At 42.3% G+C, this 24,524-nt stretch carries 20 protein-coding genes; 7 read left to right on the top strand and 13 right to left on the bottom strand.

Translation table 11 applies throughout. The features are described from left to right. Window positions 1-204: 204 nt before the first annotated feature. The 9 genes from L2740_RS01585 to aroA all read right to left on the bottom strand — a co-directional run bounded on the left by L2740_RS01585 (window position 205) and on the right by aroA (window position 8,374). On the bottom strand, window positions 205-747 hold the full coding sequence (locus L2740_RS01585; protein WP_248948214.1) for a DUF2058 domain-containing protein: 543 nt from the start codon (window positions 745-747) through the stop codon (window positions 205-207). A gap of 31 nt (window positions 748-778) precedes the next feature. Continuing rightward, window positions 779-1,591 carry an SDR family oxidoreductase gene (locus L2740_RS01580; RefSeq protein WP_248948212.1) on the bottom strand — a complete coding sequence of 271 codons (813 nt, stop codon included), beginning with the start codon at window positions 1,589-1,591 and terminating at the stop codon, window positions 779-781. A gap of 128 nt (window positions 1,592-1,719) precedes the next feature. Continuing rightward, entirely contained in the window at window positions 1,720-2,415 is a 696-nt protein-coding gene (gene pyrF / locus L2740_RS01575; RefSeq protein WP_248948211.1) for an orotidine-5'-phosphate decarboxylase, read from the bottom strand. Between the two features lie 62 nt (window positions 2,416-2,477). Beyond that, complete coding sequence (gene lapB, locus L2740_RS01570) at window positions 2,478-3,638, bottom strand: lipopolysaccharide assembly protein LapB (RefSeq protein WP_248948210.1); 1,161 nt, start codon at window positions 3,636-3,638, stop codon at window positions 2,478-2,480. A 1-nt stretch (window position 3,639) separates the two neighbouring features. Further along, complete coding sequence (locus tag L2740_RS01565; RefSeq protein ID WP_248948208.1) at window positions 3,640-3,972, bottom strand: LapA family protein; 333 nt, start codon at window positions 3,970-3,972, stop codon at window positions 3,640-3,642. Between the two features lie 123 nt (window positions 3,973-4,095). Beyond that, window positions 4,096-4,383: an integration host factor subunit beta gene (gene ihfB, locus L2740_RS01560; protein ID WP_248470728.1), complete on the bottom strand. Its 288-nt coding sequence runs from the start codon at window positions 4,381-4,383 to the stop codon at window positions 4,096-4,098. Between the two features lie 73 nt (window positions 4,384-4,456). Next, window positions 4,457-6,124: a 30S ribosomal protein S1 gene (gene rpsA, locus L2740_RS01555; protein WP_028769030.1), complete on the bottom strand. Its 1,668-nt coding sequence runs from the start codon at window positions 6,122-6,124 to the stop codon at window positions 4,457-4,459. 97 nt (window positions 6,125-6,221) lie between these two features. Then, window positions 6,222-6,914 carry a (d)CMP kinase gene (gene cmk, locus L2740_RS01550; RefSeq protein ID WP_248948206.1) on the bottom strand — a complete coding sequence of 231 codons (693 nt, stop codon included), beginning with the start codon at window positions 6,912-6,914 and terminating at the stop codon, window positions 6,222-6,224. A gap of 173 nt (window positions 6,915-7,087) precedes the next feature. Next, window positions 7,088-8,374, bottom strand: coding sequence for a 3-phosphoshikimate 1-carboxyvinyltransferase (gene aroA / locus L2740_RS01545; RefSeq protein WP_248948204.1), 1,287 nt, complete (start codon window positions 8,372-8,374; stop codon window positions 7,088-7,090). A 436-nt stretch (window positions 8,375-8,810) separates the two neighbouring features. Here aroA and L2740_RS01540 point away from each other — a divergent pair, with 436 nt between their 5' ends. Then, window positions 8,811-10,004, top strand: a complete 1,194-nt coding sequence (locus L2740_RS01540; protein WP_248948203.1) for an amino acid aminotransferase — start codon at window positions 8,811-8,813, stop codon at window positions 10,002-10,004. Between the two features lie 104 nt (window positions 10,005-10,108). Here the strand turns inward: L2740_RS01540 and serC are convergent, their stop codons facing one another. Then, window positions 10,109-11,200, bottom strand: coding sequence for a 3-phosphoserine/phosphohydroxythreonine transaminase (serC, locus tag L2740_RS01535; protein WP_248948201.1), 1,092 nt, complete (start codon window positions 11,198-11,200; stop codon window positions 10,109-10,111). 351 nt (window positions 11,201-11,551) lie between these two features. Here serC and L2740_RS01530 point away from each other — a divergent pair, with 351 nt between their 5' ends. Then, the gene (locus tag L2740_RS01530; protein ID WP_248948199.1) at window positions 11,552-12,703 is read left to right on the top strand and encodes a serine hydrolase domain-containing protein; all 1,152 of its coding nucleotides are present in this window, start codon (window positions 11,552-11,554) and stop codon (window positions 12,701-12,703) included. A gap of 85 nt (window positions 12,704-12,788) precedes the next feature. On the opposite strand, the gene gyrA is transcribed toward L2740_RS01530, so the two are convergent. Then, a complete protein-coding gene (gene gyrA / locus L2740_RS01525; protein WP_248948198.1) occupies window positions 12,789-15,506 on the bottom strand; it encodes a DNA gyrase subunit A in 2,718 nt (905 codons plus the stop codon). A 291-nt stretch (window positions 15,507-15,797) separates the two neighbouring features. Between gyrA and ubiG the strand changes: the two genes are divergently transcribed. From ubiG to yfaE, 5 genes are all read left to right on the top strand, one after another. Then, window positions 15,798-16,508, top strand: a complete 711-nt coding sequence (gene ubiG, locus L2740_RS01520; protein ID WP_248948197.1) for a bifunctional 2-polyprenyl-6-hydroxyphenol methylase/3-demethylubiquinol 3-O-methyltransferase UbiG — start codon at window positions 15,798-15,800, stop codon at window positions 16,506-16,508. After that, window positions 16,501-17,169: an HAD family hydrolase gene (locus L2740_RS01515; RefSeq protein WP_248948195.1), complete on the top strand. Its 669-nt coding sequence runs from the start codon at window positions 16,501-16,503 to the stop codon at window positions 17,167-17,169. Before ubiG ends, L2740_RS01515 begins: the two co-directional genes overlap by 8 nt. Before the next feature lie 510 nt (window positions 17,170-17,679). Further along, window positions 17,680-19,968, top strand: coding sequence for a class 1a ribonucleoside-diphosphate reductase subunit alpha (gene nrdA, locus L2740_RS01510; protein WP_248948193.1), 2,289 nt, complete (start codon window positions 17,680-17,682; stop codon window positions 19,966-19,968). Window positions 19,969-20,040: 72 nt separating this feature from the next. Further along, the gene (gene nrdB, locus L2740_RS01505) at window positions 20,041-21,171 is read left to right on the top strand and encodes a class Ia ribonucleoside-diphosphate reductase subunit beta (RefSeq protein ID WP_248948192.1); all 1,131 of its coding nucleotides are present in this window, start codon (window positions 20,041-20,043) and stop codon (window positions 21,169-21,171) included. Then, window positions 21,146-21,562: a class I ribonucleotide reductase maintenance protein YfaE gene (gene yfaE, locus L2740_RS01500; RefSeq protein WP_248948191.1), complete on the top strand. Its 417-nt coding sequence runs from the start codon at window positions 21,146-21,148 to the stop codon at window positions 21,560-21,562. Before nrdB ends, yfaE begins: the two co-directional genes overlap by 26 nt. 313 nt (window positions 21,563-21,875) lie before the next feature. Here the strand turns inward: yfaE and L2740_RS01495 are convergent, their stop codons facing one another. Together L2740_RS01495 and L2740_RS01490 are read right to left on the bottom strand one after the other, a co-directional pair. Further along, window positions 21,876-22,238 carry a YgiW/YdeI family stress tolerance OB fold protein gene (locus tag L2740_RS01495; RefSeq protein ID WP_248948189.1) on the bottom strand — a complete coding sequence of 121 codons (363 nt, stop codon included), beginning with the start codon at window positions 22,236-22,238 and terminating at the stop codon, window positions 21,876-21,878. A 195-nt stretch (window positions 22,239-22,433) separates the two neighbouring features. Next, window positions 22,434-24,449, bottom strand: a complete 2,016-nt coding sequence (locus tag L2740_RS01490; protein WP_248948188.1) for an NADPH-dependent 2,4-dienoyl-CoA reductase — start codon at window positions 24,447-24,449, stop codon at window positions 22,434-22,436. Window positions 24,450-24,524: the final 75 nt, after the last annotated feature.

The raw sequence follows: 24,524 nt of genomic DNA, 5'->3' as shown, positions 1-24,524 counted from the left end.
ATCATTCTGTAGCGAATTTTTGTTGAACTATAACTTCTGACACTTGATAAAAATAAAGTTTGGATTCCTACTCAGCTGCTCATAGGTCTCTGGGTAGCATATTCTGTATACATTTTTGAGTTCGTATAATGCTCGTTTCTAGATAAATAAAAAAGCCGCACTGAATGTATCGGTGCGGCTTACAATTTTAAAGTGGCTGGATAATTACCACATTAGATCATCAGGAATGACATAGTCAGCGTATGGATCGTCTTCCTCTACAACCTGAGTATTATCTTCTTGAGTCCAAAGGTATCCAACCCACGCTGGAACGAGCAGGTTTACCCGCTCCGCTAGCTTGTGTGGAACTAAATAACTTTGCTCTTCGTGACGCACAATACCTAAATGGCCATTTAGCAGCTCACTTTGCATTTTATCGTCGACATAAATCGAATAGATCTTGTTTTCAAAGGTAAAGTTAAATTTAATTTCTGCGTCTTTTGCCGGAGTGATAGCAAATTTCTTAAACTCAGTTACCAATCCACGTACTAAGCCCTTTTCAGAAGCTTCAGCAAAACGTTGTTCATTTAACTGTTTATCTTTTTCAACTTGAGCTAATTTTTTAGCAGCAATCTCTTGCTTAAGCGCAGCAGAACCATCGTCTACCTTAGCTTTCCTATCACGACGTTTTTGCGTTTTAGTGTCTTTGACTTTCTGCTTACTAACTAGACCAGCTTTTAACAGTTGTTCTTGAAATGGGTTTGCCATACTAATTCTCTAATTTTCCAATTTATCTGCTTTAGCTTTTGCGCTGCGTCGCTAATTGGCCTATTTCAGCCATTGCCGCACCAGCGCCGCCAAGTGACCAACCACCGTCAACAGGTAAGACCGTGCCGGTAATATAAGATGCCATGTCCGACGCCAAAAATAGCGCTGCATTAGCGATATCATCACAATCGCCATTACGTCTTAACGGCACACTTTTAGCGACACGCGCTTGTAATTCTGCACTAGGCGCAAGTCTATCAAAACCCTCAGTACCTGCAATAGGACCAGGTACAATTGAGTTGATCCGGATCCCTTTTCTGCCCCACTCAATTGCTAAGGTCTTTGTTAGCATATCCACACCGGCTTTAGCAGCACAAACATGAACCTGCATTGGCATGGGGACGTAGGCTTGAGGGGCTGATATTTGAATGATTGCTCCACCGCGTGCGTTAATCAAAGGGTAAGCTTGCTTTAGCACTTGAAAGCTACCGAGTAAGTCAATATCCATCACTGACTTAAAGCCATTTTCAGAAAGGTTTTCAGCTGATGATGGAAAATTGCCTGCGGCACCGCTGACTAAAACATCTATGTAGGCAAAGGTGTTTTTAATGGTTAAAAAACCTTGTTTTAATGCATCTAAATCTCTTACATCAAAACAAACACCAAAGTGATTTCCATTCGAATTAGCTAATCGAAGCTCTGCTACTGCGGCGTTGACTTTATCTTCACTACGACTAGCAACAGCAACGTTGGCACCTGCTTGTGAGAAACGCTTTGCAATACCTAAGTTGATCCCACTGGTACCACCGACTACAACAACATTCTTTCCTTGATAGCTAAACATAGTGACATTTATCCTTTTAGGTTAGAGCTGATTAAGACTGGTATCTAAAACAGCCAGTCTTAAACTAACAATCTTGAACTAACAATCTTTAAAACTTGTTTAGCTCTAACCTACTCGGCAAAAATCTATTAAGCAATCGTTTGGTGAATTGCTTGAAGTGCTTTTAATGGATCGGCAGCTTTAGTGATAGGACGGCCAATAACCAGATAGTCAGAGCCAGCAGCTAGCGCTTGAGGTGGCGTCATAACGCGATGTTGGTCACCATTATCACTACCAACCGGACGAATGCCTGGGGTGATCAATTTAAAATCTTGACCAAACTGAGCTTTTAGCAAGCTTGATTCTTGTGCTGAACATACCACACCGTCAAGACCAGCCTGTTGAGTTAATGCAGCTAAACGTAAAACATGCTCAGAAGCCGGTACGTTAATCCCTAATAGCTTTAGCTCATCATCGCTCATAGACGTTAACACAGTTACTGCAATTAACAGTGGCGCTTTATCACCATATGGCTCTAGTGCACGTTTAGCCGCTTCCATCATAGCTAAACCACCAGTGGCATGAATATTCGTCATCCATACACCTAATTCAGCCGCAGCAGCTACCGCTTTAGCTACAGTGTTAGGGATATCGTGAAACTTTAAATCTAGAAATAATTCAAAACCACGGCTATGAATGTCAGTGACGAGCTGCGGTCCAAATAAGGTAAACATCTCTTTGCCGACTTTAAGGCGGCACATGTTCGGGTCTAATTGATCGATAAGCTGCAAAGCATCATTTTTATTATCATAGTCTAGGGCAACTAAAATAGGCTTGTCAGTCATTGTTTCTCCAATCGCTTTGCGGGGTAATATAAGGTTTTTAATATCAATATAGCGGTTTACGGTTATTCTCCGTCTAAACCTCTAATTCTTTTTATGCTGCCCCACTGCTTGCATGAGGGGCAATGCCAATACAGCCTGTGTGATGGGAAACCGCACTCTCTACAGCGGTAACCAGGTCTGTATTTAATTTGTTGCTCTACTAGTTGCTCAAGCATGGTTAAGCTTTTTTTCGCTTGCCCTTCTTCAGCTTGTAGCAAGTGCATTTTCATTAAATGCTGGAAACTTTTCATGGTTGGGTGCCTGATAAGGCCTTCCATGATTAGTTTTTCAGCATCTTTGATATCGCCTTGATCAATCATATGCTGGGCAAGCGTAATGGTGACACTCGCACCGGCACCATTTTCAATAGCTTGACGCAGTAATTCTTGATAACCAATACAATCGTTAGACAGCAAATACGCTTGTTTGGCTGTTGCCAAAATATCGGTAAATAAGTCGACATCTGTAGCCAAGAGTTTTTCTATTGTTTGTTTACAAGATTTAAAATCTTCTTGCTTAAGATATTGCTCTGCAAGTGTGAGCAACGCTCGGCCGCACTGGTTATCTTGTTTGATCGCCGCTTGTAAGTGTTTTAATTTAAGCGAATCGTCATCGGTTTCGTTAGCCAATTCACAATAAAAATGCGCTGTCTCATGTTTGAGCTCGCTTTGGCGTTTGCGCTTGAGCTTTTTAATAATATTTATGGCTTTCTGCCAGTCTTTAGTGACCTGATAAATTGCAATAAGCTGAGTTTCAGCCTCTTCACTATGATCATCTTGGCTAACAAGATTGATAAATATTTCTTCTGCGCGATCATAAAAACCGGCAGCAAGATAGTCTTTGCCCAACTCCATCATGGCAATATCTCTTTGCTCAGTGGTTAAGCTTGGTCTAGCAATAAGGTTTTGATGGATACGGATTGAACGGTCTACTTCACCACGTTTGCGGAATAACGAACCTAAAGAAAGGTGGGTATCAATCGTGTCATCATCGACATCTAACATAGAGATAAAAAGATCGACAGCTTTGTCGGATTCGTTAGATAGTAAAAAGTTAAGCCCAGTGAAATAGTCACGGCTCAACTGTTTGCGTTGATTAGTTTGTTTTTGCCTGACACTTCTGCGGCCCATATACCAACCATAACCGGCTGCTATCGGAAGAAGCAGAAAGAGGATCTCTAACATATTAAGCGTCTACTTCTTTATCGTTACTTTGCTTAGTCATTAAAGCTTTAGTTGATTCGTCAGTTACCGCAGTATCGTCTAGCTTTGCTTCGGCTAGCGCTAATTTCTTTTTGGTACGGCGTAGCGCCAATTTTAATCCTGCAATATGGTACATAGCGAATATCCAGCTCACTAAGAAACCACCAAGAAAAACGGTCGCTAATACCACTGGAAGTCTGAACTCCCCTTGAGCAACAAAGTAGCTAATCGTAACTACCTGCTCGTTTCGGGCGCCGAATATAAGTGCCAAAATAAAAAATGCAGCGACAAAAAAGGCAATGATAAATGACTTCACGTTAAGCTCCATTGAACGCGTGGGTAAGCTTTGATTATCTAAGAAAATGAGTGAACTAGCTAGCTATACCTAAGTTTTAGATATAAAAAAGCCTCCTAATGGAGGCTTTTAATACAATGTAAATTACGCGTTAACAGCGTCAACACGTTCGCGCAGTTCTTTGCCTGGCTTAAAGTGCGGTACGTACTTGCCTTCCAATTCAACTGATGTACCAGTCTTTGGGTTACGGCCAGTGCGTGGTGCACGATAATGAAGTGAAAAACTACCAAATCCACGGATCTCGATACGATCTCCAGTTTCCAATGTCTCGGCCATTTGCTCTAACATTTCTTTGATAGCTGCTTCCACTTCTTTCGCAGACAGCTGCGACTGCCTAGTGGCAAGTTTTTCGATTAGCTCGGATTTAGTCATCCTATACCCTCTATTTATCAAGCCAAACACAGTCACCTTTTAGGGGCGCAAGCACCCCTGAACTTCAAGGCGATTATTTACGAGCTGCTTTGAACGCTTCAGCCATTGCGCTGCTCATAGCAACGTCATCTTGCTTGTTCAAGCTAGCCATTGCTTCTTTCTCTTCAGCTTCATCCTTAGCACGGATAGATAGGCTGATGGTGCGGTTCTTGCGATCTACACCCATGAACTTAGATTCAACTTTGTCACCTACAGAGTAAACTGTAGATGCATCTTCGATGCGCTCACGAGAGATATCTGAAACGCGAAGGTAACCTTCAACAGTCTCAGCTAGTTCAATTGTAACACCTTTTGCGTCAACTGCAGTAACAACACCATTTACTACAACACCTTTCTTCTTGTCAGCAAGGTATGCATTGAATGGATCGTCTTCAGTTTGCTTAACGCCTAAGCTGATACGCTCACGCTCTGGGTCTACTGAAAGAACTACAGCGTGGATTTCGTCGCCTTTCTTGTATTCAGCAACTGCGTCTTCGCCAGTACCGTTCCAAGAAATGTCAGAAAGGTGAACTAGACCGTCGATGCCGCCGTCAAGACCGATGAAGATACCGAAGTCAGTGATTGACTTGATCTTACCAGAAACCTTGTCGCCCTTGTTGAAACGCTCTGCGAAGTCATCCCATGGGTTAGTCTTACATTGCTTAAGACCTAGAGAAATACGACGACGCTCTTCATCGATGTCTAGAACTAGAACTTCAACTTCATCACCTAGGTTAACAACCTTAGATGGGTGGATGTTCTTGTTAGTCCAATCCATTTCAGAAACGTGAACAAGACCTTCAACGCCTTCTTCGATTTCAACGAAACAACCGTAGTCAGTTAGGTTAGTTACGCGACCAGTTAAACGTGTGTTTTCTGGGTAGCGCTTGCTGATTTCTAACCATGGATCTTCGCCAAGTTGCTTAAGACCTAGTGATACGCGTGTACGCTCACGGTCATACTTAAGAACTTTAACGTTGATTTCGTCACCAACATTAACGATTTCAGATGGGTGCTTAACACGCTTCCAAGCCATATCAGTGATATGTAGAAGACCGTCAACACCACCAAGATCAACGAATGCACCGTAGTCAGTAAGGTTCTTAACGATACCTTTAACTGATTGACCTTCTTGAAGGTTCTCAAGAAGAGCATCACGCTCTGCGCTGCTTTCAGATTCGATAACTGCACGACGAGAAACAACAACGTTGTTACGCTTCTGGTCAAGCTTGATAACTTTGAATTCTAATTCTTTGTTTTCTAGGTGAGCTGTGTCGCGAACTGGGCGAACGTCAACTAGAGAACCTGGTAGGAATGCACGGATACCGTTTAATTCAACAGTGAAACCGCCTTTAACCTTACCATTGATGATACCGATTACAGTTTCAGCATCTTCGTACGCTTTTTCTAGAACGATCCAAGCTTCGTGACGCTTAGCTTTCTCACGAGAAAGTTGAGTTTCACCGAAACCATCTTCAACAGAGTCAAGAGCTACGTCAACTTCGTCGCCAACTGCGATTTCTAGAGCGCCTTGAGCGTTCTTGAACTGTTCAGCTGGGATTGGGCTTTCAGACTTAAGACCTGCGTCAACTAGTACCATACCGTTTTCGATGGCTACAACTACACCACGTACGATAGAACCAGGACGGAATTCAAGTTCATTAAGGGATTGTTCAAATAGATCAGCAAAAGATTCAGTCATGTTTAAGTTACTTTCTTTAATAAACCACGGACCATCCTGGACGTGGAGTCAGATTAATAATTCGTCTCATCCTTGGAACGAATAGTTAAGTACCTGCTTACGCCTGTACTTGGAGCTTTTTGTGAATATGCGCTATTGCAATTTCAAGCACATCTTCAATATTTATATTGGTCGTGTCGATAACCAAAGCGTCTTCGGCAGGCACCAAAGGAGCGACACTACGATTCATATCGCGGTCGTCACGCTCTTTAATCTCAGACAAAAGTTGATCGATATTAACATCGAAGCCCTTGTCCTGCAACTGATTATAGCGTCTTTGGGCTCTTTCTTCAGCCGATGCGGTTAAATAAAGTTTTGCCGGTGTGGTTGGAAATACAACCGTACCCATATCGCGTCCATCAGCAATCAAACCAGGTGCTTCGGCAAAAGCACGCTGACGACGTAATAAGGCTTCTCTCACACGAGGAAATGCCGCCACTTTAGAGGCCGCATTTGAGCATTCTTGGCTGCGTATCGTTAATGATACATCTTCGCCTTCTAGTACAACTTTAATCCCTTTGCCTTCACTGCCTGTAATAAATTGCACATCTAAATGCGCTGCAAGTAAAGTTAATGATTCTTCATTATCTAGCTCTACATTATGGTGAATAGCAGCTAAGGCTAATACACGGTAGATCGCACCACTGTCTAATAACTTGTAGCCTAAACGCTCAGCAAGTAATTGACTAATAGTACCTTTTCCCGCACCGCTTGGGCCGTCAACAGTGACAACAGGCGCCCTTTCTGACATAAAATCCTCCACAAGAAATTCCATCTTCCTTGATATAACCGAAAAATGAGCGCGCGCATTATAAACTATGTAACGCAAGAAAGCGGCAAAAACTTCAAATAAACGGGAACTTGGTTCAGTAAATCGTCAGGTTGATAACTCAACCTGACGTATATGACACGCTAATGGAAGATTTAGGCAGGTTGAGACAGTGCACTAAATTGATTGAAATAATCAGGGAATGTTTTAGAAGTACACTCAGGGTCGTTAATCGTAATACCACAATCTGCAAAGGCCATCATTGAGAAGCACATCGCCATGCGGTGATCATTGTAAGTATCAATCGCCGCAGTATTGAGGACTTCAGGTGGCGTAACGCTAATGTAGTCGTGGCCTTCATCCACAATTGCACCGACTTTCCTAAGTTCCGTGGCCATTGCAGCTAGACGATCTGTTTCTTTAATACGCCAGTTATAGATATTACGAATGTGGGTGGTGCCGGTTGCGAACAAAGCAGCAGTTGCAATGGTCATTGCCGCATCTGGGATATGGTTCATATCTAAATCAACTGCGGTTAACTTTGCCTTTCTGGCAATAATGTAATCATCGCCCCACTCTATCTCGGCGCCCATCTGTTCAAGTACATCAGCAAATTTCACATCGCCTTGGATAGACAGCTTACCAACGCCAGTTACTTTTACTTCTCCACCTTGAATTGCACCCGCAGCCAGAAAGTAGGAGGCTGACGACGCATCGCCTTCTACAAGTACTTTGCCAGGCGAAACGTAACTTTGACCCGCCTTAATGGCGAAAGACTGGTAATCGTTATTTTGAACCTTTACACCAAATTGCTCCATCAACGCCAATGTAATATCAATATAAGGTTTAGATACCAATTCACCTTTGATTTTGATATTCACATCGCCTTGAGCAAGTGGCGCCACCATCAATAAAGCAGTTAGGAATTGGCTAGACAAATCTCCAGCAATTTCAACACCACCACCATTGAGACCCGTAGAAGTAATGCTTAATGGAGGAAACCCTTCATTTTTAAGGTAAGTGACCTCTGCACCAAGTTGACGCAGTGCATCGACTAAATCGCCAATAGGTCTTTCTTCCATGCGCGGTTCACCTGTTAACGTGAATTCGCCTTGGCCTAGCGTTAGCGCAGCACATAATGGACGCATTGCTGTACCCGCATTACCCAAAAATAATGTTTGCTGCTCGACTGTATTTAACGGCCCTGCGAGTCCATCTAACTCACAAACCGTGTTATTTTCTGATAAACGATAATTTACACCTAGCTGCTTTAATGACGTTAACATGTAGCGGATGTCATCAGAATCCAGCAGATTGGTAAGTGTCGTGGTGCCTTTTGCAAGGGTTGCCAATAATAACGCTCGATTTGAAATACTTTTCGAACCTGGGATATTGATGGTTCCAGATACTTTACTAATTGGCTCTATGCGTAATTGATTCATTGCGTACTTCTTATTATGTCTGCAGGAGTCAAACTCGCCCGCGGGTTAACAGTAGATGTTCATGCTCGATGACTTGGCTAATTTGATGCGTTGGGCGTCAAACGGGAGATCACCACGACAAAGTGATCGTCATTTCGCGTTTGTTTGAACTTCGTAGTAATAAAATTACTCATTGACGCGCAGGATTCAACACTTTTTTACTAAAACAGCCCTTTAATACACAAATTATGCTCAAGTTACGAAAATAACCAGTTAACTATTATGCATTGGTGACGGTATTTCTTGGAACTTAGTTGGGTGGAATGATTCATTTCCAAAAAAATTCACAAGGAATATCCTCTTCAACGCTGTTCTTTTTACACTTTTTTACGTTACTCTAACTCAATAAAGATAAACGGCTAAACGATAGCCGAACACATAAAAGGTAAATTGAGCCATGTTCAACAAATTGACCGCTATGCCTGCCGATCCCATCCTTGGTTTGCTGACAAAATACCGCGAAGATCCTCACTCTCAAAAAGTTGACCTTGGTGTTGGCGTTTATAAAGATGAGTCAGGGCATACGCCGATACTGTCTTGTGTTAAGAAAGCTGAAAAATTTAGATTAGACACAGAGTCAACCAAAGTTTACATAGGGCCAACTGGCTCAGCTGATTTTAATAGATTGATGTCTGAGCTTGCATTTGGTACCGATCACCCAGCACTGCTAGCCAATAGAGTACGCACGGTATCAACCCCTGGTGGAACAGGTGCATTAAGGGTTGCTGCAGATTTCATTAAACGTTGTAACCCTAACGCGACGCTTTGGGTAAGCGACCCTACATGGGCTAATCACACAGGGTTATTTGAAGCTGCCGGTATTAACGTTAAGACCTACCCTTATTATGATTACGACAGTAAGTCATTAAAGTTTGATGAAATGAAAGCAGCGCTAGCTTCAATCAGTGCAGATGACGTTGTATTACTACATGCTTGTTGTCACAACCCTAGTGGAATGGACTTAACCAACGAGCAATGGGATGAAATCATTGCGATCAGCGTTAATCAGGGTTTTACTCCGTTAATAGACATGGCTTATCAAGGTTTTGGTGATGGCGTAGATGAAGACGCTTATGGCGTTCGCAACATGGCTGCTGCAGTAGAAACCATGGTTTTATGTAGCTCATGCTCTAAAAACTTCGGTTTATACCGTGAACGTATCGGCGCCTGTACCATTATAGGAAAAGATGCAGCTCGTGCAGATATCGCCTTTTCAGTATTGCTATATGTAGTACGTTGTATTTACTCTATGCCGCCTGCACATGGCGCCGCGATTGTTGAAACCATTTTAGGCTCAGAAACGTTAAAGCAAGAATGGTTAGCGGAACTAAAAGAGATGCGTGAACGCATTAACGGCAACCGAGCCATGTTAGTCGCGAAACTTAAAGAAAAAGGTGTTCAGCAGAATTTTGACTTCATAGCTGAGCAAAAAGGTATGTTCTCATTCCTTGGAATAACCTCTACACAAGTTGCAGAGCTACAAGAGCATTATAGTGTGTATATGGTTGACTCTAGTCGAATTAGTATCGCAGGTATCGGCAATGGCAATGTTGACTATTTAGCAGAATCTATCGCTAAAGTTATTTGTTAAATCAGCCTAAAAACAGCCTATTTGAACAAATAAAAAGCCGATACATCAAGTATCGGCTTTTTTATCAGCGTCTTTTTTACGATCAACCTATAAGACTCAAAAGCTTAGGCGTTTTTAGCAGCAAACTCGGTCATAAATGTAACCAGCGCATCAACACCTTCTAACGGCATAGCGTTATAAATACTTGCACGCATACCACCAACCATACGATGGCCTTTTAACGCCACTAACCCCGCGGCTTGGGCTTCGGCCAAGAACTTGCCATCAAGTTCTGAATTGGTCAGTTGAAACGTCACATTCATGCGGCTTCGATTTTGAGCAGCAACGCCGCTAACATAAAAATCTAATTCATCAATGCATGCATAAAGACGCTTAGCTTTCTCGATATTACGCTGCTCCATTTCTGCCACACCGCCAACACTTTTCAGCCAGCTAAACACTTCAGCGGCTAAGTACCAAGCGAACGTTGGTGGCGTGTTGTACATAGAATCATTTTTAACCGCCAGACGGTAGTCCATAATTGAAGATTGCGGTAAACATGGCAAAGCCAATAAATCATCACGTACTATTACGATACTTAAACCTGAAGGACCAATGTTTTTTTGTGCCCCGGCGTAGATTAAACCAAATTGGCTTACGTCTATTTGACGCGACAAAATGTTGGACGACATATCGGCGATAACAGGCCAAGGGCTGTTTAAGTTGTCAAAAATTTCAATGCCATCAACTGTCTCGTTTGGACAGTAATGCACATAACGATAATCTTTATCGATTTGGGTCAGTTCAGGAATAACAACTTGGCGCTTACCAGCTATGGATTCGACAATGTTAATTCTGTCGATGTTATCCTTACCCGCTAACTTTTCAGCCTCTTCTACTGCAGCTTGAGACCAACTTCCATCAACTAAGTACAAAGCTTTACCATTATCACCTAGAAAATTATTTACAACGGCAGAGAATTGACCTCGACCACCGCCATGCATAAACAAAACATGATAATTGTCAGGAATTTCCATCAACTGACGTAAATTCGATTCAGCTTCCTCAGTTAGCGCGATAAACTCTTTACTACGATGACTAATTTCCATCACGGAAACACCTTGGTCATTCCAGTTTAATAATTCTTGCTGAGCCTTTTGCATTACAGCTTGGGGCAACATCGCAGGGCCGGCACAGAAATTAAAAATCGCGCTCACATTATTGTCCTTCTATTGTTATTAGTAGAAACACTAGGTTCTTATACTCTGTTAGCAGTATATCCTAACTTCGCAGCTGTAAAAATAAAAAAATCAACCGAATGTTCTTATACATCGTCATGGTTAATAACATCTTTTTTATTTTTATATTAGCTATTGTTTTTGTTAAAATCCTGAAGTCCACGGCATATGTAATACTTAAAACTTATGCTCAGAATACTTGTTTAATTGAATCAATGATGGTTCGATTAAAGTAAAACAAATAACGGCAGATCTAAAATGGATTTGTTGCTACGCGTAAAGCGTAAAATACTCTAAACAGACCGTTTTAACGGCACATTGGATCTGTACATGTTTTTAAAACCTATGTTTGTGATCGGCGCATTATCAATTAGCACTTGTTTATCCATTCATTCTGCCTTTGCTTCGCCTTATAAGCCCCTTGCCGACAACTTCAAACAGCAATTTCATCGCGAATTAAAAAATAACAAAGTGCCGGGCGGCGCATTTGTTATTGTTGATGCTGATAAAGTGATTAAGCTAAGTAGTTACGGTAAGCGCAGCAAAGGTAGCAGTAAAAATATTAATGCTGATACTGTTTTTAGACTAGCTTCTGTTTCCAAGACATTTGCGGGAACCTTAGCGTCAATGTTAGTTGAAGAAGATAAGCTAGATTGGCAACAACCAATCGTAAGATATTTACCTGAGTTTACGTTAGCAACAGAACGCCCCGCTAAGAGCATTAACCTTGGACATATTATTGGCCATAGTACGGGGTTAATGCCAAACAGCTATGACAACCTAATTAATAGCAACGTTAAAATGGCAAAGATCATTGATAAATTTGACGAGCTCACACCTATCTGTAAACCTGGTGTTTGTTATGGCTATCAAAACGTTGCGTTTTCTTTTATTCAAACAGCTATAGAAACGCAATCGCAGCAAAGTTATCCGCAGCTACTTCAACAGCGGATCTTCACACCTCTAAAAATGAACACGGCTTCAATTGGTTATGATGCTTTTCAGCAAACTAAAAATCGTGCAGAACCCCATGTAAAAACTAAGCATGGATTTAAACAAGTTAAAGTAAAACCCAACTACTATCAATTGGGCCCTGCTGCCGGTGTCAATGCCAGTATCAGAGACATGTCTAAATGGCTTATAGCAAATTTAGGGCAAAATCCTAACGTGTTGCCACCTAGTGTAATTAGCGATGTCACAACACCGGGGGTTAAAACCACTAGAGAACTACGTCGCCGCGACTGGCGTCCGTATTTAGATAGCGCTCATTATGGCAAAGGTTGGCGAGTGTATGAGTTTAACGGCAGGCCGTTGATCTATCATGCGGGTTGGGTTGCTGGCTACGTCGCTGAGATCTCTTATTCACCTGAGCTAAATATCGGTATGGCAATGTTACTCAATGGCGAGTCTAGAGTGATAGCTGAACTCAGCGCTAAATTTTGGCGTGATACCTTTAAGCATGCAGATAAACTAGGGCAATAATACTTTCACCATATTCTCGGTAATAAAAAAGGATGCCAATTGGCATCCTTTTTTGTGAACTGCTTAATCAGTAAGTTAGTTACGATTAATCTTCAGTTTTAGGCGTTTCTTCATTGTTAGCTTCTGTGCTATCAACATCTGTCGCAGCAACTGTAGCTGCGGTTTCCGCACCTTCAGTGATAATTGGATTACCATCAGCATCTAATTCAGCTTCAGGAACCTGAATTTCATCAATACGCTGTAGTCCAACGACTTTCTCATCTTCTGCGGTACGAATAATCGTAACACCTTGCGTGTTACGGCCAATCGTTGATACACCTTCAGCAGGAGTACGAACTAGCGTGCCCTTGTTGCTGATAAGCATGATTTCATCGTTTGAGCCAACTTGAACAGCACCAACTACCGCACCGTTACGCTCGCTTACTTTAATAGAAACCACACCTTTAGTACCACGGCTCTTCGCTGGGTACTCAGAAAGTTCTGTACGCTTACCGTAACCGTTTTCAGTCACTGTTAGGATTGCGCCTTCACCTTTAGGAACGATTAGCGACACAACGGTTTGGCCATCTTCAAGCTTGATACCACGAACACCGGTAGCAGTACGTCCCATAGCACGAAGTGCAATCACTTCTTCGCCGGTTTCAGGATCAATCTTAACTTCACCTGTTTCTGAGCTACGTGCTTTCTCGTTAAAGCGGACAACTTTACCTTCATTAGAGAACAGCATGATGTCGTCGTTACCATCGGTAATATCAACACCAATCAACTGGTCGCCATCTTTTAGGTTAACCGCAATAATACCGTTCGCACGTGGGTTGCTGTACGCAGTTAGAGCCGTTTTCTTAACCGTACCGTGTGATGTTGCCATGATAATGTACTTATCTTCAGCATATTCACGTACAGGAAGAATCGCTGTAATACGCTCACCTTCTGCAAGAGGTAACAAGTTAACAATTGGGCGACCACGAGCTGTACGGCTAGCCAATGGTAACTGGTACACTTTAAGCCAGTACATCTTACCAAAGTCAGAGAAACACAAAATGGTATCGTGAGTATTCGCAACAAGTAGTTTTTCAACAAAATCTTCGTCTTTAACTTTAGTCGCTGCTTTACCTTTACCACCACGACGCTGCGCTTGGTAATCACTTAGTGCTTGGTACTTAGCGTAACCAAGGTGCGACAATGTTACTACAACGTCTTCTTCGTTGATCAGATCTTCAAGACTCATATCAACTTCGTTAGCGTTAATAACTGTACGACGCTCATCACCGAAATTAGCTAGAACTTCTTCAAGCTCTTCTTTAATCACTTCCATCAAACGTTGCGGACTACCCAAGATGTGAAGTAGCTCAGCGATGATTTCTAAAAGTTCTTCGTATTCTGCAATGATTTTATCGTGTTCTAAACCCGTTAAACGGTGTAGACGAAGTTCAAGAATTGCTTGTGCTTGCTGCTCAGTCAAGAAGTACTGGCCGTCACGAATACCGTATTCTGGTTCTAGCCACTCAGGACGCGCTGCGTCATCACCTGCTTTTTCAAGCATGCCTTTAACGTGGCCAAGTTCCCAACCTTGTGCAACAAGTTTAACTTTTGCTTCTGCAGGGGTTGGAGAAGCTTTAATCAATGCAATAATTGGATCTATGTTAGCCAGTGCGACAGCTAACGCTTCAAGAATATGAGCACGTTCGCGAGCTTTACGCAGTTCAAATACAGTACGGCGAGTCACAACTTCACGGCGGTGAAGAATAAAGCACTCTAGCATCTCTTTTAGGTTAAATAGTTTTGGCTGACCGTTAGTCAGAGCAACCATGTTAATACCAAAAGAGCACTGCATTTGCGTTTGAGCATATAAATTGTTTAGAACAACTTCACCCACTTCGCCGCGCTTAATCTCAACCACAATACGCATACCGTCTTTATCTGACTCGTCGCGCAGGCCGCTAATACCTTCGATCTTTTTATCTTTAACAAGCTCAGCGATTTTTTCAATCAAACGCGCCTTGTTAACTTGATATGGAATTTCGTGAACAATAATACGCTCACGGCCATTTTCTTCCTCGATCTCAGCGCGAGCACGCATTACAGCGCGACCACGGCCAGTCTTATATGCGTCAATAATGCCCTTACGGCCATTGATAATTGCTGCAGTTGGGAAGTCAGGGCCTGGAATGTGTTCCATTAGCTGTTCAATAGAAAGCGCTGGTTCTTCAATCAGGGCTAAACAACCGGCAATCACTTCGCTTAAGTTGTGCGGAGGGATGTTAGTTGCCATACCAACAGCAATACCTGACGAACCATTCACTAATAGTGCTGGAATACGTGTTGGTAATACTGCAGGAATAAATTCAGTACCATCATAGTTAGGTACAAAATCTACTGTTTCTTTTTCTAAGTCAGCAAGTAATTGATGCGCCACCTTGTCCATACGGATTTCGGTATAACGCATTGCAGCTGCCGCGTCGCCGTCAACAGAACCGAAGTTACCTTGACCGTCGATTAATGGGTAGCGCATAGAGAATGGCTGAGCCAAACGAACAATAGTGTCATATACAGCGGTATCACCATGTGGGTGATATTTACCGATTACGTCACCAACAACACGGGCAGACTTTTTATAAGGCTTATTCCAGTCGTTTTTTAATTCGCTCATCGCGAATAGTACGCGGCGGTGAACCGGCTTGAGACCGTCACGAACGTCCGGTAGTGCACGGCCAACGATTACGCTCATCGCGTAATCTAAGTATGAATTTTTTAATTCGTCTTCAATATTAATTGGTGTTATAGATGAAGCCAGATCAGTCATAAACTGCTCGATCCCCTGAAATTTAGCGAGCTATTCCTATTTCCTAGAATAGCGAAGCTTGAAAACGTGATTTGGCATTCTAACACAGTTATTTGATGGCGCTAGACCCAAATATCGATTCATTTTAAATAAGCTAAAAAAGCCAAATCACTTGATTAAAATCAAGGCATAGGCGCATTAATTGTCCACTTTGTTCAATAAGTAACAAACGGCTACATAACTGCTTTGTTTCTTAGCGCTAATCATTATAATGTGGCCAAAAGACGGATTTGTCGCTCAGAGGTAATTTACGTGCAAACACAGAATAATGTTGATCCACAAGAGATCGCCAAGTTTGAGAAAATGGCCGCTACATGGTGGGACCCGAATGGCGAATTTAAACCACTACATAACCTTAATCCACTGCGTCTTAACTATATTGACCAAACCGCTGGTGGAATATTTGGTAAGCAAGTTTTAGACGTAGGTTGCGGTGGCGGCATTTTGTCTGAAAGCATGGCAAAGATTGGCGCCAATGTAACTGGCCTTGATATGGGCGATGAACCACTTGATGTGGCAAGACTGCATGCACTGGAAGCCGGTGTAACGATAGACTACGTTAAAAACACTGCAGAAGCGCACCGTGACGAACACCGTGGCCAATACGATGTCGTAACCTGCATGGAAATGCTTGAACACGTACCCGATCCAAGCTCAGTTATTCAGGCTTGTGCCGACATGGTTAAACCAGGCGGTTACGTATTCTTCTCAACCATCAACCGCAATATTCGTGCTTATATAGAAACCATTCTAGGCGCAGAGTATGTATTAAAGATGTTACCGGTTGGCACCCATGATCATAACAAGTTTATTCGTCCTTCAGAGTTGATTGGACTTGCCGATCAAGCAGAGCTTATCTGTAAAGATGCTGTTGGTATTACTTATAACCCTATTACAGATATTTTTAGATATACCAAAAGCTTAGAAGTTAATTATATGATAGCCACGGTTAAAAATGACTAAGGTTATAGCTAGCCAAGTAAAAGGTGTGCTATTTGATCTAGACGGCACACTTGCTGATACCGCCCCGGATATGATTGCAGCGCTTAATATGACTCTGCAAGCAAATGGCTATCCACAAGTTGCATTTGAGGCTCTACGTGCAAGCGCGTCTCATGGCAGTATTGCCATGATTAAAACGGCCCTTCCCGATGTTAAGGATGAGCAGCTAGCTGATTTGCAGCAATCATTATTTGATCATTACCAGCAAATTAACGGCGATAATTGCCAGTTATTTCCAGGAATAGAACTGCTCCTTCAACGGTTAACTCAGCAGGCTATCCCCTATGGCGTTATTACTAACAAACCCGCAAGATTTAGTCGACCATTACTCAATAAACTTGAATTGACTGCTAATATGCCTGCGATTGTAAGTGGTGACACGACTTTGCATTCTAAACCGCATACTGCACCTATGTTTTTAGGCGCACAGCAGCTTGATATTGCTCCTGAGCATATTCTGTATCTTGGTGATGCAGAGCGTGATTTAGTTGCCGCGAAGTCTGCTGGTATGCTTTCTGGCCTAGCGCTATGGGGTTATATCAGCTCAACTGATACACCAGATACATGGCCTGCAGATATTTGTTTTGCAACAGGCGACGATCTCGCTGACTTTTTTAAATAAACCGGCAACTAATCGCGTTAATGTTAAGTAATTTAAGGAGGCAAAATTTGTTGTTTTTAGTGAGACTTAGCACACATTTACAACAACAGTTTTGAAGCCTGTCATTTATCATACAAACGGATTAAAAAAGATCGTTTCAGATCGCTCAACTAAACTGCGATCTAAACGATCTTTTTATTTGATTAAATAATCCTCACCAACGAGGAAATCAAATCAAAACAAGCTTTAACGGTTAGCCATTACTAACAGGCTCGATTATCCTCAAGATATCCACAACTTGTCCCCTAAATTCCCACTTGCAAAAAACTGACAACCTCACTATCTTGTAGCTATTAAATCTAAAAACACCATATATTGTGTGTGAGAGACTTAAACAGGCACTATTTAGTCGTTTGTGTCAACAAAAAGGAACTCTCCGTTTTTACGGTTAAAACTGTTTGTTTACAGGGAAACGTACGGTGAACCTGAACAGGTCACTTTCATAAATATAAAAACCAAGGTCTATCTTTAATGAATAGCAATATGACAGTCACAAAACGTAGTGGCGAACGTGAGACGATCGATCTCGACAAAATCCATCGCGTTATTGAATGGGCGGCAAAGGGATTAAACAATGTCTCTGTTTCAGAAGTTGAGCTACGTTCTCACCTACAATTTTTTGACGGCATTGCCACTGAAGCCATCCATGAGACTATCATTAAAGCCGCTGCAGACTTAATTTCTCCTGAATCACCAGATTATCAGTTTTTGTCTGCACGCCTCGCTGTGTTCCACTTACGTAAGAAAGCTTTTGGCCAATTTGAGCCGCCTAAGCTTTACGATCATGTAGTGAAATTAGTAGAGCTTGGTAAGTACGACCAACATATTCTAGAAGACTACAGCAAAGAAGAGATCGATATATTAGATAGTTACATCGATCATTGGCGAGATATGAACTTCTCTTACGCCGCAGTTAAGCAGCTAGAAGGTAAATACCTTGTTCAAAACCGTGTGAGTCATGAAATTTATGAAAGCGCGCAGTTCCTATATATCTTAGTGGCAGCTTGTCTATTTGCTAAGTATCCAAAAGACACGCGTCTTCAGTATGTTAAAGACTTCTACGATGCGACATCGACATTTAAGATCTCACTGCCAACACCAATCATGGCGGGTGTGCGTACCCCTACGCGTCAGTTCAGCTCATGTGTACTGATTGAATGTGGTGACAGCTTAGATTCAATTAATGCCACATCATCGTCAATCGTAAAATACGTATCACAGCGCGCCGGCATTGGTGTCAATGCGGGTCGTATTCGTGCGTTAGGTAGCCCTATTCGCGGTGGTGAAGCATTCCATACAGGTTGCTTACCATTTTATAAGTACTTCCAAACAGCGGTTAAGTCTTGTTCTCAAGGCGGCGTTCGTGGTGGTGCTGCTACCCTATTCTACCCAATGTGGCATCTTGAAGTTGAATCACTATTAGTACTTAAGAATAACCGTGGTGTAGATGACAACCGTATTCGTCACTTAGATTACGGCGTACAAATCAACAAGGTTATGTACCAGCGTTTAGTTCAAGGTGGCATGATAAGCTTATTCAGCCCATCAGACGTACCTGGTATGTACGATGCATTCTTTGAAGATCAACAAGAGTTTGAGCGTCTATATCTTAAGTATGAAGCTGACCCGAGCATCCGCAAAAAGCAGATCAAAGCGGTTGAGTTGTTCTCACTGATGATGCAAGAGCGCGCCTCTACAGGTCGTATCTACATTCAGAACGTGGATCACTGCAACACTCACAGCCCATTTGACTCTAAAGTAGCGCCTGTTCGTCAGTCTAACTTGTGTCTGGAGATTGCATTGCCAACGAAGCCGTTAAATAACATTAACGACCCAGAGGGTGAAATTGCACTTTGTACACTGTCAGCACTTAACTTAGGTGCGATTAAGAAATTAGAAGAGCTTGAACCACTGGCCGATCTAGCTGTGCGTGCGCTTGATAACCTACTCGATTATCAAGATTACCCTATCATCTCGGCAAAGAAAGCGTCGATGAACCGCCGTACTTTAGGTATCGGTGTGATTAACTTTGCTAACTACTTAGCAAAAGAAGGTGTGCGTTACTCCGATGGTTCAGCAAACGGCATTACCCATAAGACATTTGAAGCGATTCAATACTATCTATTGAAAGCGTCAATGAAGCTAGCTCAAGAACAAGGCGCTTGCCCTGCTTTCCATGAGACAACTTATGCTAAAGGTATTTTGCCTATTGACACTTATAAGCGTGACCTAGACAAGATTTGTGATGAGCCATTACACCTTGATTGGGAAACATTACGTGAAGAAATTAAAACGCACGGTTTACGTAACTCGACGCTTTCAGCACTAATGCCATCAGAGACCTCTTCACAGATCTCTAACGCTACAAACGGTATTGAGCCTCCACGCGGTTTAATCAGTGTTAAAGCCAGTAAAGATGGTCAGTTAAAGCAAGTGGTACCTGATTTTGAAAAGTACCGATATAGCTACGAGCTATTATGGCAAATGCCAAATAACGATGGTTATTTGCAGCTAGTTGGTTTAATGCAGAAGTTCGTCGATCAGTCGATTTCAGCTAATACCAACTACGACCCGACTCGTTTTGAAGGTGGTCGCGTACCTATGAAGGTACTGTTAAAAGACTTATTAACCGCTTACAAATATGGTGTGAAGACACTTTACTATCACAATACTCGTGATGGGGCTTCAGATAGTCATGACGATATCACTGCCATTGAGAAAGAAGATGACAGTTGCGCTGGCGGCGCATGTAAGATCTAACCCAAGATATTAATCATTAGTATTAAACGTTAATTTAAGGGGGCGCAGCCCCCGTTATCGGAAGATAGAAAAATGGCCTATTCAACATTTTGTCAAACTCCAAACAACGCAATGCTAGAGCCTATGTTTCTTGGGCAATCAGTAAACGTCGCGCGTTATGATCAACAAAAATATGAAGTTTTTGAAAAGCTAATTGAAAAGCAACTTTCATTCTTCTGGCGCCCAGAAGAAGTCGACGTTAGCCGCGATAAAATCGATTACGCTGCTCTACCTGAGCATGAAAAGCACATTTTCATCTCAAACCTTAAATATCAAACACTACTTGACTCAATTCAAGGCCGTTCTCCAAACGTTGCATTTTTGCCGCTAGTATCTCTGCCAGAGTTAGAAACTTGGATTGAAACTTGGTCTTTCTCTGAGACGATTCACTCGCGTTCTTACACGCATATTATTCGTAATATCGTTAATGATCCGTCTATTGTTTTTGATGACATTGTAGAGAACGAAGAGATCTTAAAGCGTGCAAGCGATATCGCTAACTATTACGATGATTTAATCAAGTTAAGCCAAGCGTATCACCTACATGGTGAAGGCAATCATGAAATTGATGGCGAAGTGATTGAGGTCACTAAGCGCGCAATCAAGAAAGCACTGTACCTGTGCATGGTGTCAGTAAACGTACTTGAAGCGATTCGTTTCTATGTCAGTTTTGCTTGCTCTTTTGCTTTTGCAGAGCGCAAAGTGATGGAAGGTAATGCCAAAATCATCCGTCTGATTGCACGTGATGAAGCATTGCACCTTAACAGCACCCAACATATCTTAAAGATCATGCACGCTGGTAAAGACGATCCTGAAATGGCTGAAATCGCGAAAGAGTGTGAGCAAACTGCCATTGATATTTTCGTTAAAGCCGCTGAGCAAGAAAAAGAATGGGCGAAATACCTATTCAAAGATGGCTCAATGATTGGTCTAAATGAACACATTCTTTGCCAATATGTTGAATACATCACTAACGAGCGCATGAAAGCAGTTAATCTTGCCTCTCCTTATGAAGAAAAGAGTAACCCACTACCATGGATGAAGAACTGGTTAGAAAGTGATTCAGTGCAGGTCGCACCACAAGAAGTAGAAGTCTCTTCTTACCTTGTCGGTCAAATCGATTCTTCAATCGACGAAGATGAGTTCGCAGACTTTGACCTTTAAACCTGTCAACTTTAGTCAAGCAAGCTTTAAGAAGGCTCCGATTGTGAGCCTTCAAGGCATGCCCGTGCTGCTGTTCAATCAGCAGCACCTAACTTTGCTTGAAGCACTAGAGCAAAAGAAAGTGAAAATATTCTCCGAATGTCGCAGTGGCTTTTGCGGGCAATGCAAAACTAAAGTCAAAAGCGGTAGTGTTACTTATATTAAAGAGCCTTTAGTCGAACTAGAAGCGGATGAGTGCCTGCCCTGCTGCTGCATACCTGATGGAGACATCGATTTAGCGCTTTCAGCTGAAGGTGCTGAAGTTGTAGTGCGTGTAGCCACTCCGCAACCTACTATTACACCAGGTGTTAACAGCGAAGTGGTTTCTGCCAACACCCAAGTACAAGACTGAGCCAAAATTAAACTCTAATTATTAGCTCAATCGTTTACATCTTGGTTAAACTTAACAAACATATATTCGATTTTAGATAGGTTTGTCTTCCAGTTCCAAAAGTCTTTAAGTACTGAAGTACTGAAATCCTTAAATTTAAAACTAGCTAGCCAGGACAGGCCATATTAACGAAGTAATATTGGTACAAAGCCCATTAATCTTTAATGGGCTTTTACACTAGTTTCACAAATAGGGTTAAAACGGGCCTATAAACCTCAGCTAAATATTGCTTTTTATGTCGTCATGCTTAGTGACGACCATTCTTTAGGCTCTATTATTTAGCGAGTTTAATCGTATCCACGTCGATTACCGTATAAGACCAGCCGCTATCGACTTCCCCCTGTAGAACGACTTTGGTCTCAGGAGTTGCCTCTACGCCATTCCAATCTTGATCATCAATTTCAATAATGATTTCACCAGTATTGTCTTTGAATTTATATTCTTCGTTACCTAAACCCGCAGTAATATAGCCAGTCAGTAGCACTTGAGTATCGTCCTTAGCTTCTAAAGCAACTGCAACAGTCTTAACACTCACATTGCTTGGCCCAATAAATCCGCCCGTTTTTTCAGGACTCGGTGTAGCAAAAACACTTGATGATCCAATTAACAAACCAATTATTAATACGGCTCTTTTCATAGGATTATTTCCTTAGTAGATGAATTCTCATGTCAACATTAGTCATTAATACTGTAGTACATACTGAGAAACAGTATTTGCATCTTAGCCATGTAATTGTGAAACGAATGTGATTTTATGTATATAGTTAAGCCAATAAAAAACCTGCTAATACATAAAGCCTCAGCAGGTTTCCTTTTAGCGACTTTTCAAAGTTTAAAGTGCTATCGCTAGCTCAGCGCCTTGTCTGATAGCGCGCTTAGCATCTAGCTCTGCGGCAACATCAACCCCGCCAATCAGATGAACAGGCAATCCGGTCGCTTTCATTTCATCTACCAGCTCGGTATTAGATACTTGACCCGCACATAAAATCACATTATCGACATCCAGTATTTCTGCATTACCGTCAACACTAATGTGTAAGCCTTGCTCATCAAACTTCTCGTAGCTAACGCCTACTTTAGTCTCCACTTGATGCTGTTTGAGCACTGTACGGTGGATCCAGCCAGTCGTTTTACCTAGGCCCTTACCAATCTTAGTGGTTTTACGCTGTAGCAGATAAACTTGGCGATGTTTATCTTCAGGTACTTGCTCTGTTAACCCACCCGCTTGTTTGTAGTCTTTATCAATGCCCCATTGCTTCAACCAACGCTCTAAATCTAAAGTTGAGGATTCTGATTCACACAGAAAATGTGCCATATCAAAGCCAATACCACCCGCGCCAATTAACGCAACTTTTTGGCCAATTTGAACTTCACCATTTAACACTTTTTGGTAATCAACAACCTTTGGGTTGTCAAAGCCCGGTAGATTGATTGCTCTTGGTTTTACCCCGCTCGACATAACCACTTCATCGAACTTTTCGTCACGCACCACACTGGCATCGAGGCGGGTGTTTAATCTGAGCTCAACATTATGCATTTTGATCTGATTAAGGAAATAACGGATGGTTTCATCAAACTCTTCTTTGCCCGGTATTTTACGCGCTAGATTAAACTGACCACCCACTTCTGATTTAGCCTCAAACAAGACAACCTCATGACCTCGAGTGGCAGCATAAATAGAGAACGCCATACCAGCAGGGCCAGCCCCCATTACAGCTATACGTTTTTTCGTTTCGGCAGGAGTAAAATTAATCTCGGTTTCATAACATGCCCTAGGGTTAACTAAGCATGTTGCTCGCTTTAGAGCAAAGGTGTGGTCTAAGCAAGCCTGGTTACAGCCAATACAGGTATTAATAAGTTCGGGGGTGTTTGCGGCCGCTTTATTGACGAAGTCTGGATCTGCAAGGAAGGGTCTTGCCATTGACACCATATCAGCCTGACCGGATGCGATAATATGCTCGCCAATTTCCGGGGTATTAATTCGGTTTGTCGCAATCAGCGGGATCGACATTTCCTTCATCAATCGCTCAGTCACCCAAGCAAATGCGCCGCGAGGCACACTGGTTGAAATTGTTGGCACCCGCGCCTCATGCCAACCAATACCGGTGTTGATAATCGTTACCCCAGCTTGTTCAAGCCATTTAGCAAGCTGTACTACTTCTTCCCAAGTTGAGCCGTTGTCAACCAGATCAAGCATAGATAGCCTGAAAATAATAATGAAATCAGAACCGACCTTAGCGCGGATCTGTTTAACGATTTCAATTGGAAATTGAGCACGGCTCTTAAACTCACCGCCCCATTTATCATCACGCTTATTGGTCCGTGAACTAATAAACTGGTTAATGAGGTAACCTTCACTGCCCATCACCTCAACACCATCATAGCCGGCTTTTTTAGCCAATGCGGCGCTGGTTGCGTAATCTTTTATCGTGCCGTTAACTTGTCTTGCGGACATAGCTGACGGTGTAAATGGGGTAATGGGTGATTTGATTTTACTCGGGGCACTTGAAAAAGGGTGATAACCATAACGGCCAGCATGTAACAACTGCATACAGATCTTACCGCCTGCTTCATGCACCGCTTGAGTCACTTTAGTGTGTTTTTTTACTTGCCATGGAAAACTTAGCTGACAAGCATTTGGCGCTAAACGACCACGTAAGTTTGGCGAAATACCACCGGTAACAATCAAGCCAACACCACCTAATGCACGTTCTTTATAAAACGCTGCCAGTTTCTCAAAACCGCCCTTTTCTTCTTCCAAACCTGTATGCATTGAGCCCATCAATACACGGTTTTTTAACTGGGTGAACCCCAGATCTAAGGGTTCTAATAAATGCGGAAACGACATTCAAACATCCTTTTTAAACAAGTGATTTAATCCAGCATACCTTGTGTAAAGAATAAGCTCAACAAAGCTGTTAAT

This window comes from Shewanella pneumatophori, assembly GCF_023283895.1.
GTDB lineage: Bacteria > Pseudomonadota > Gammaproteobacteria > Enterobacterales > Shewanellaceae > Shewanella > Shewanella pneumatophori.
The sequence above is the reverse complement of the archived record's forward strand: the minus strand, read 5'-3'. Positions and strand labels throughout refer to the sequence as shown.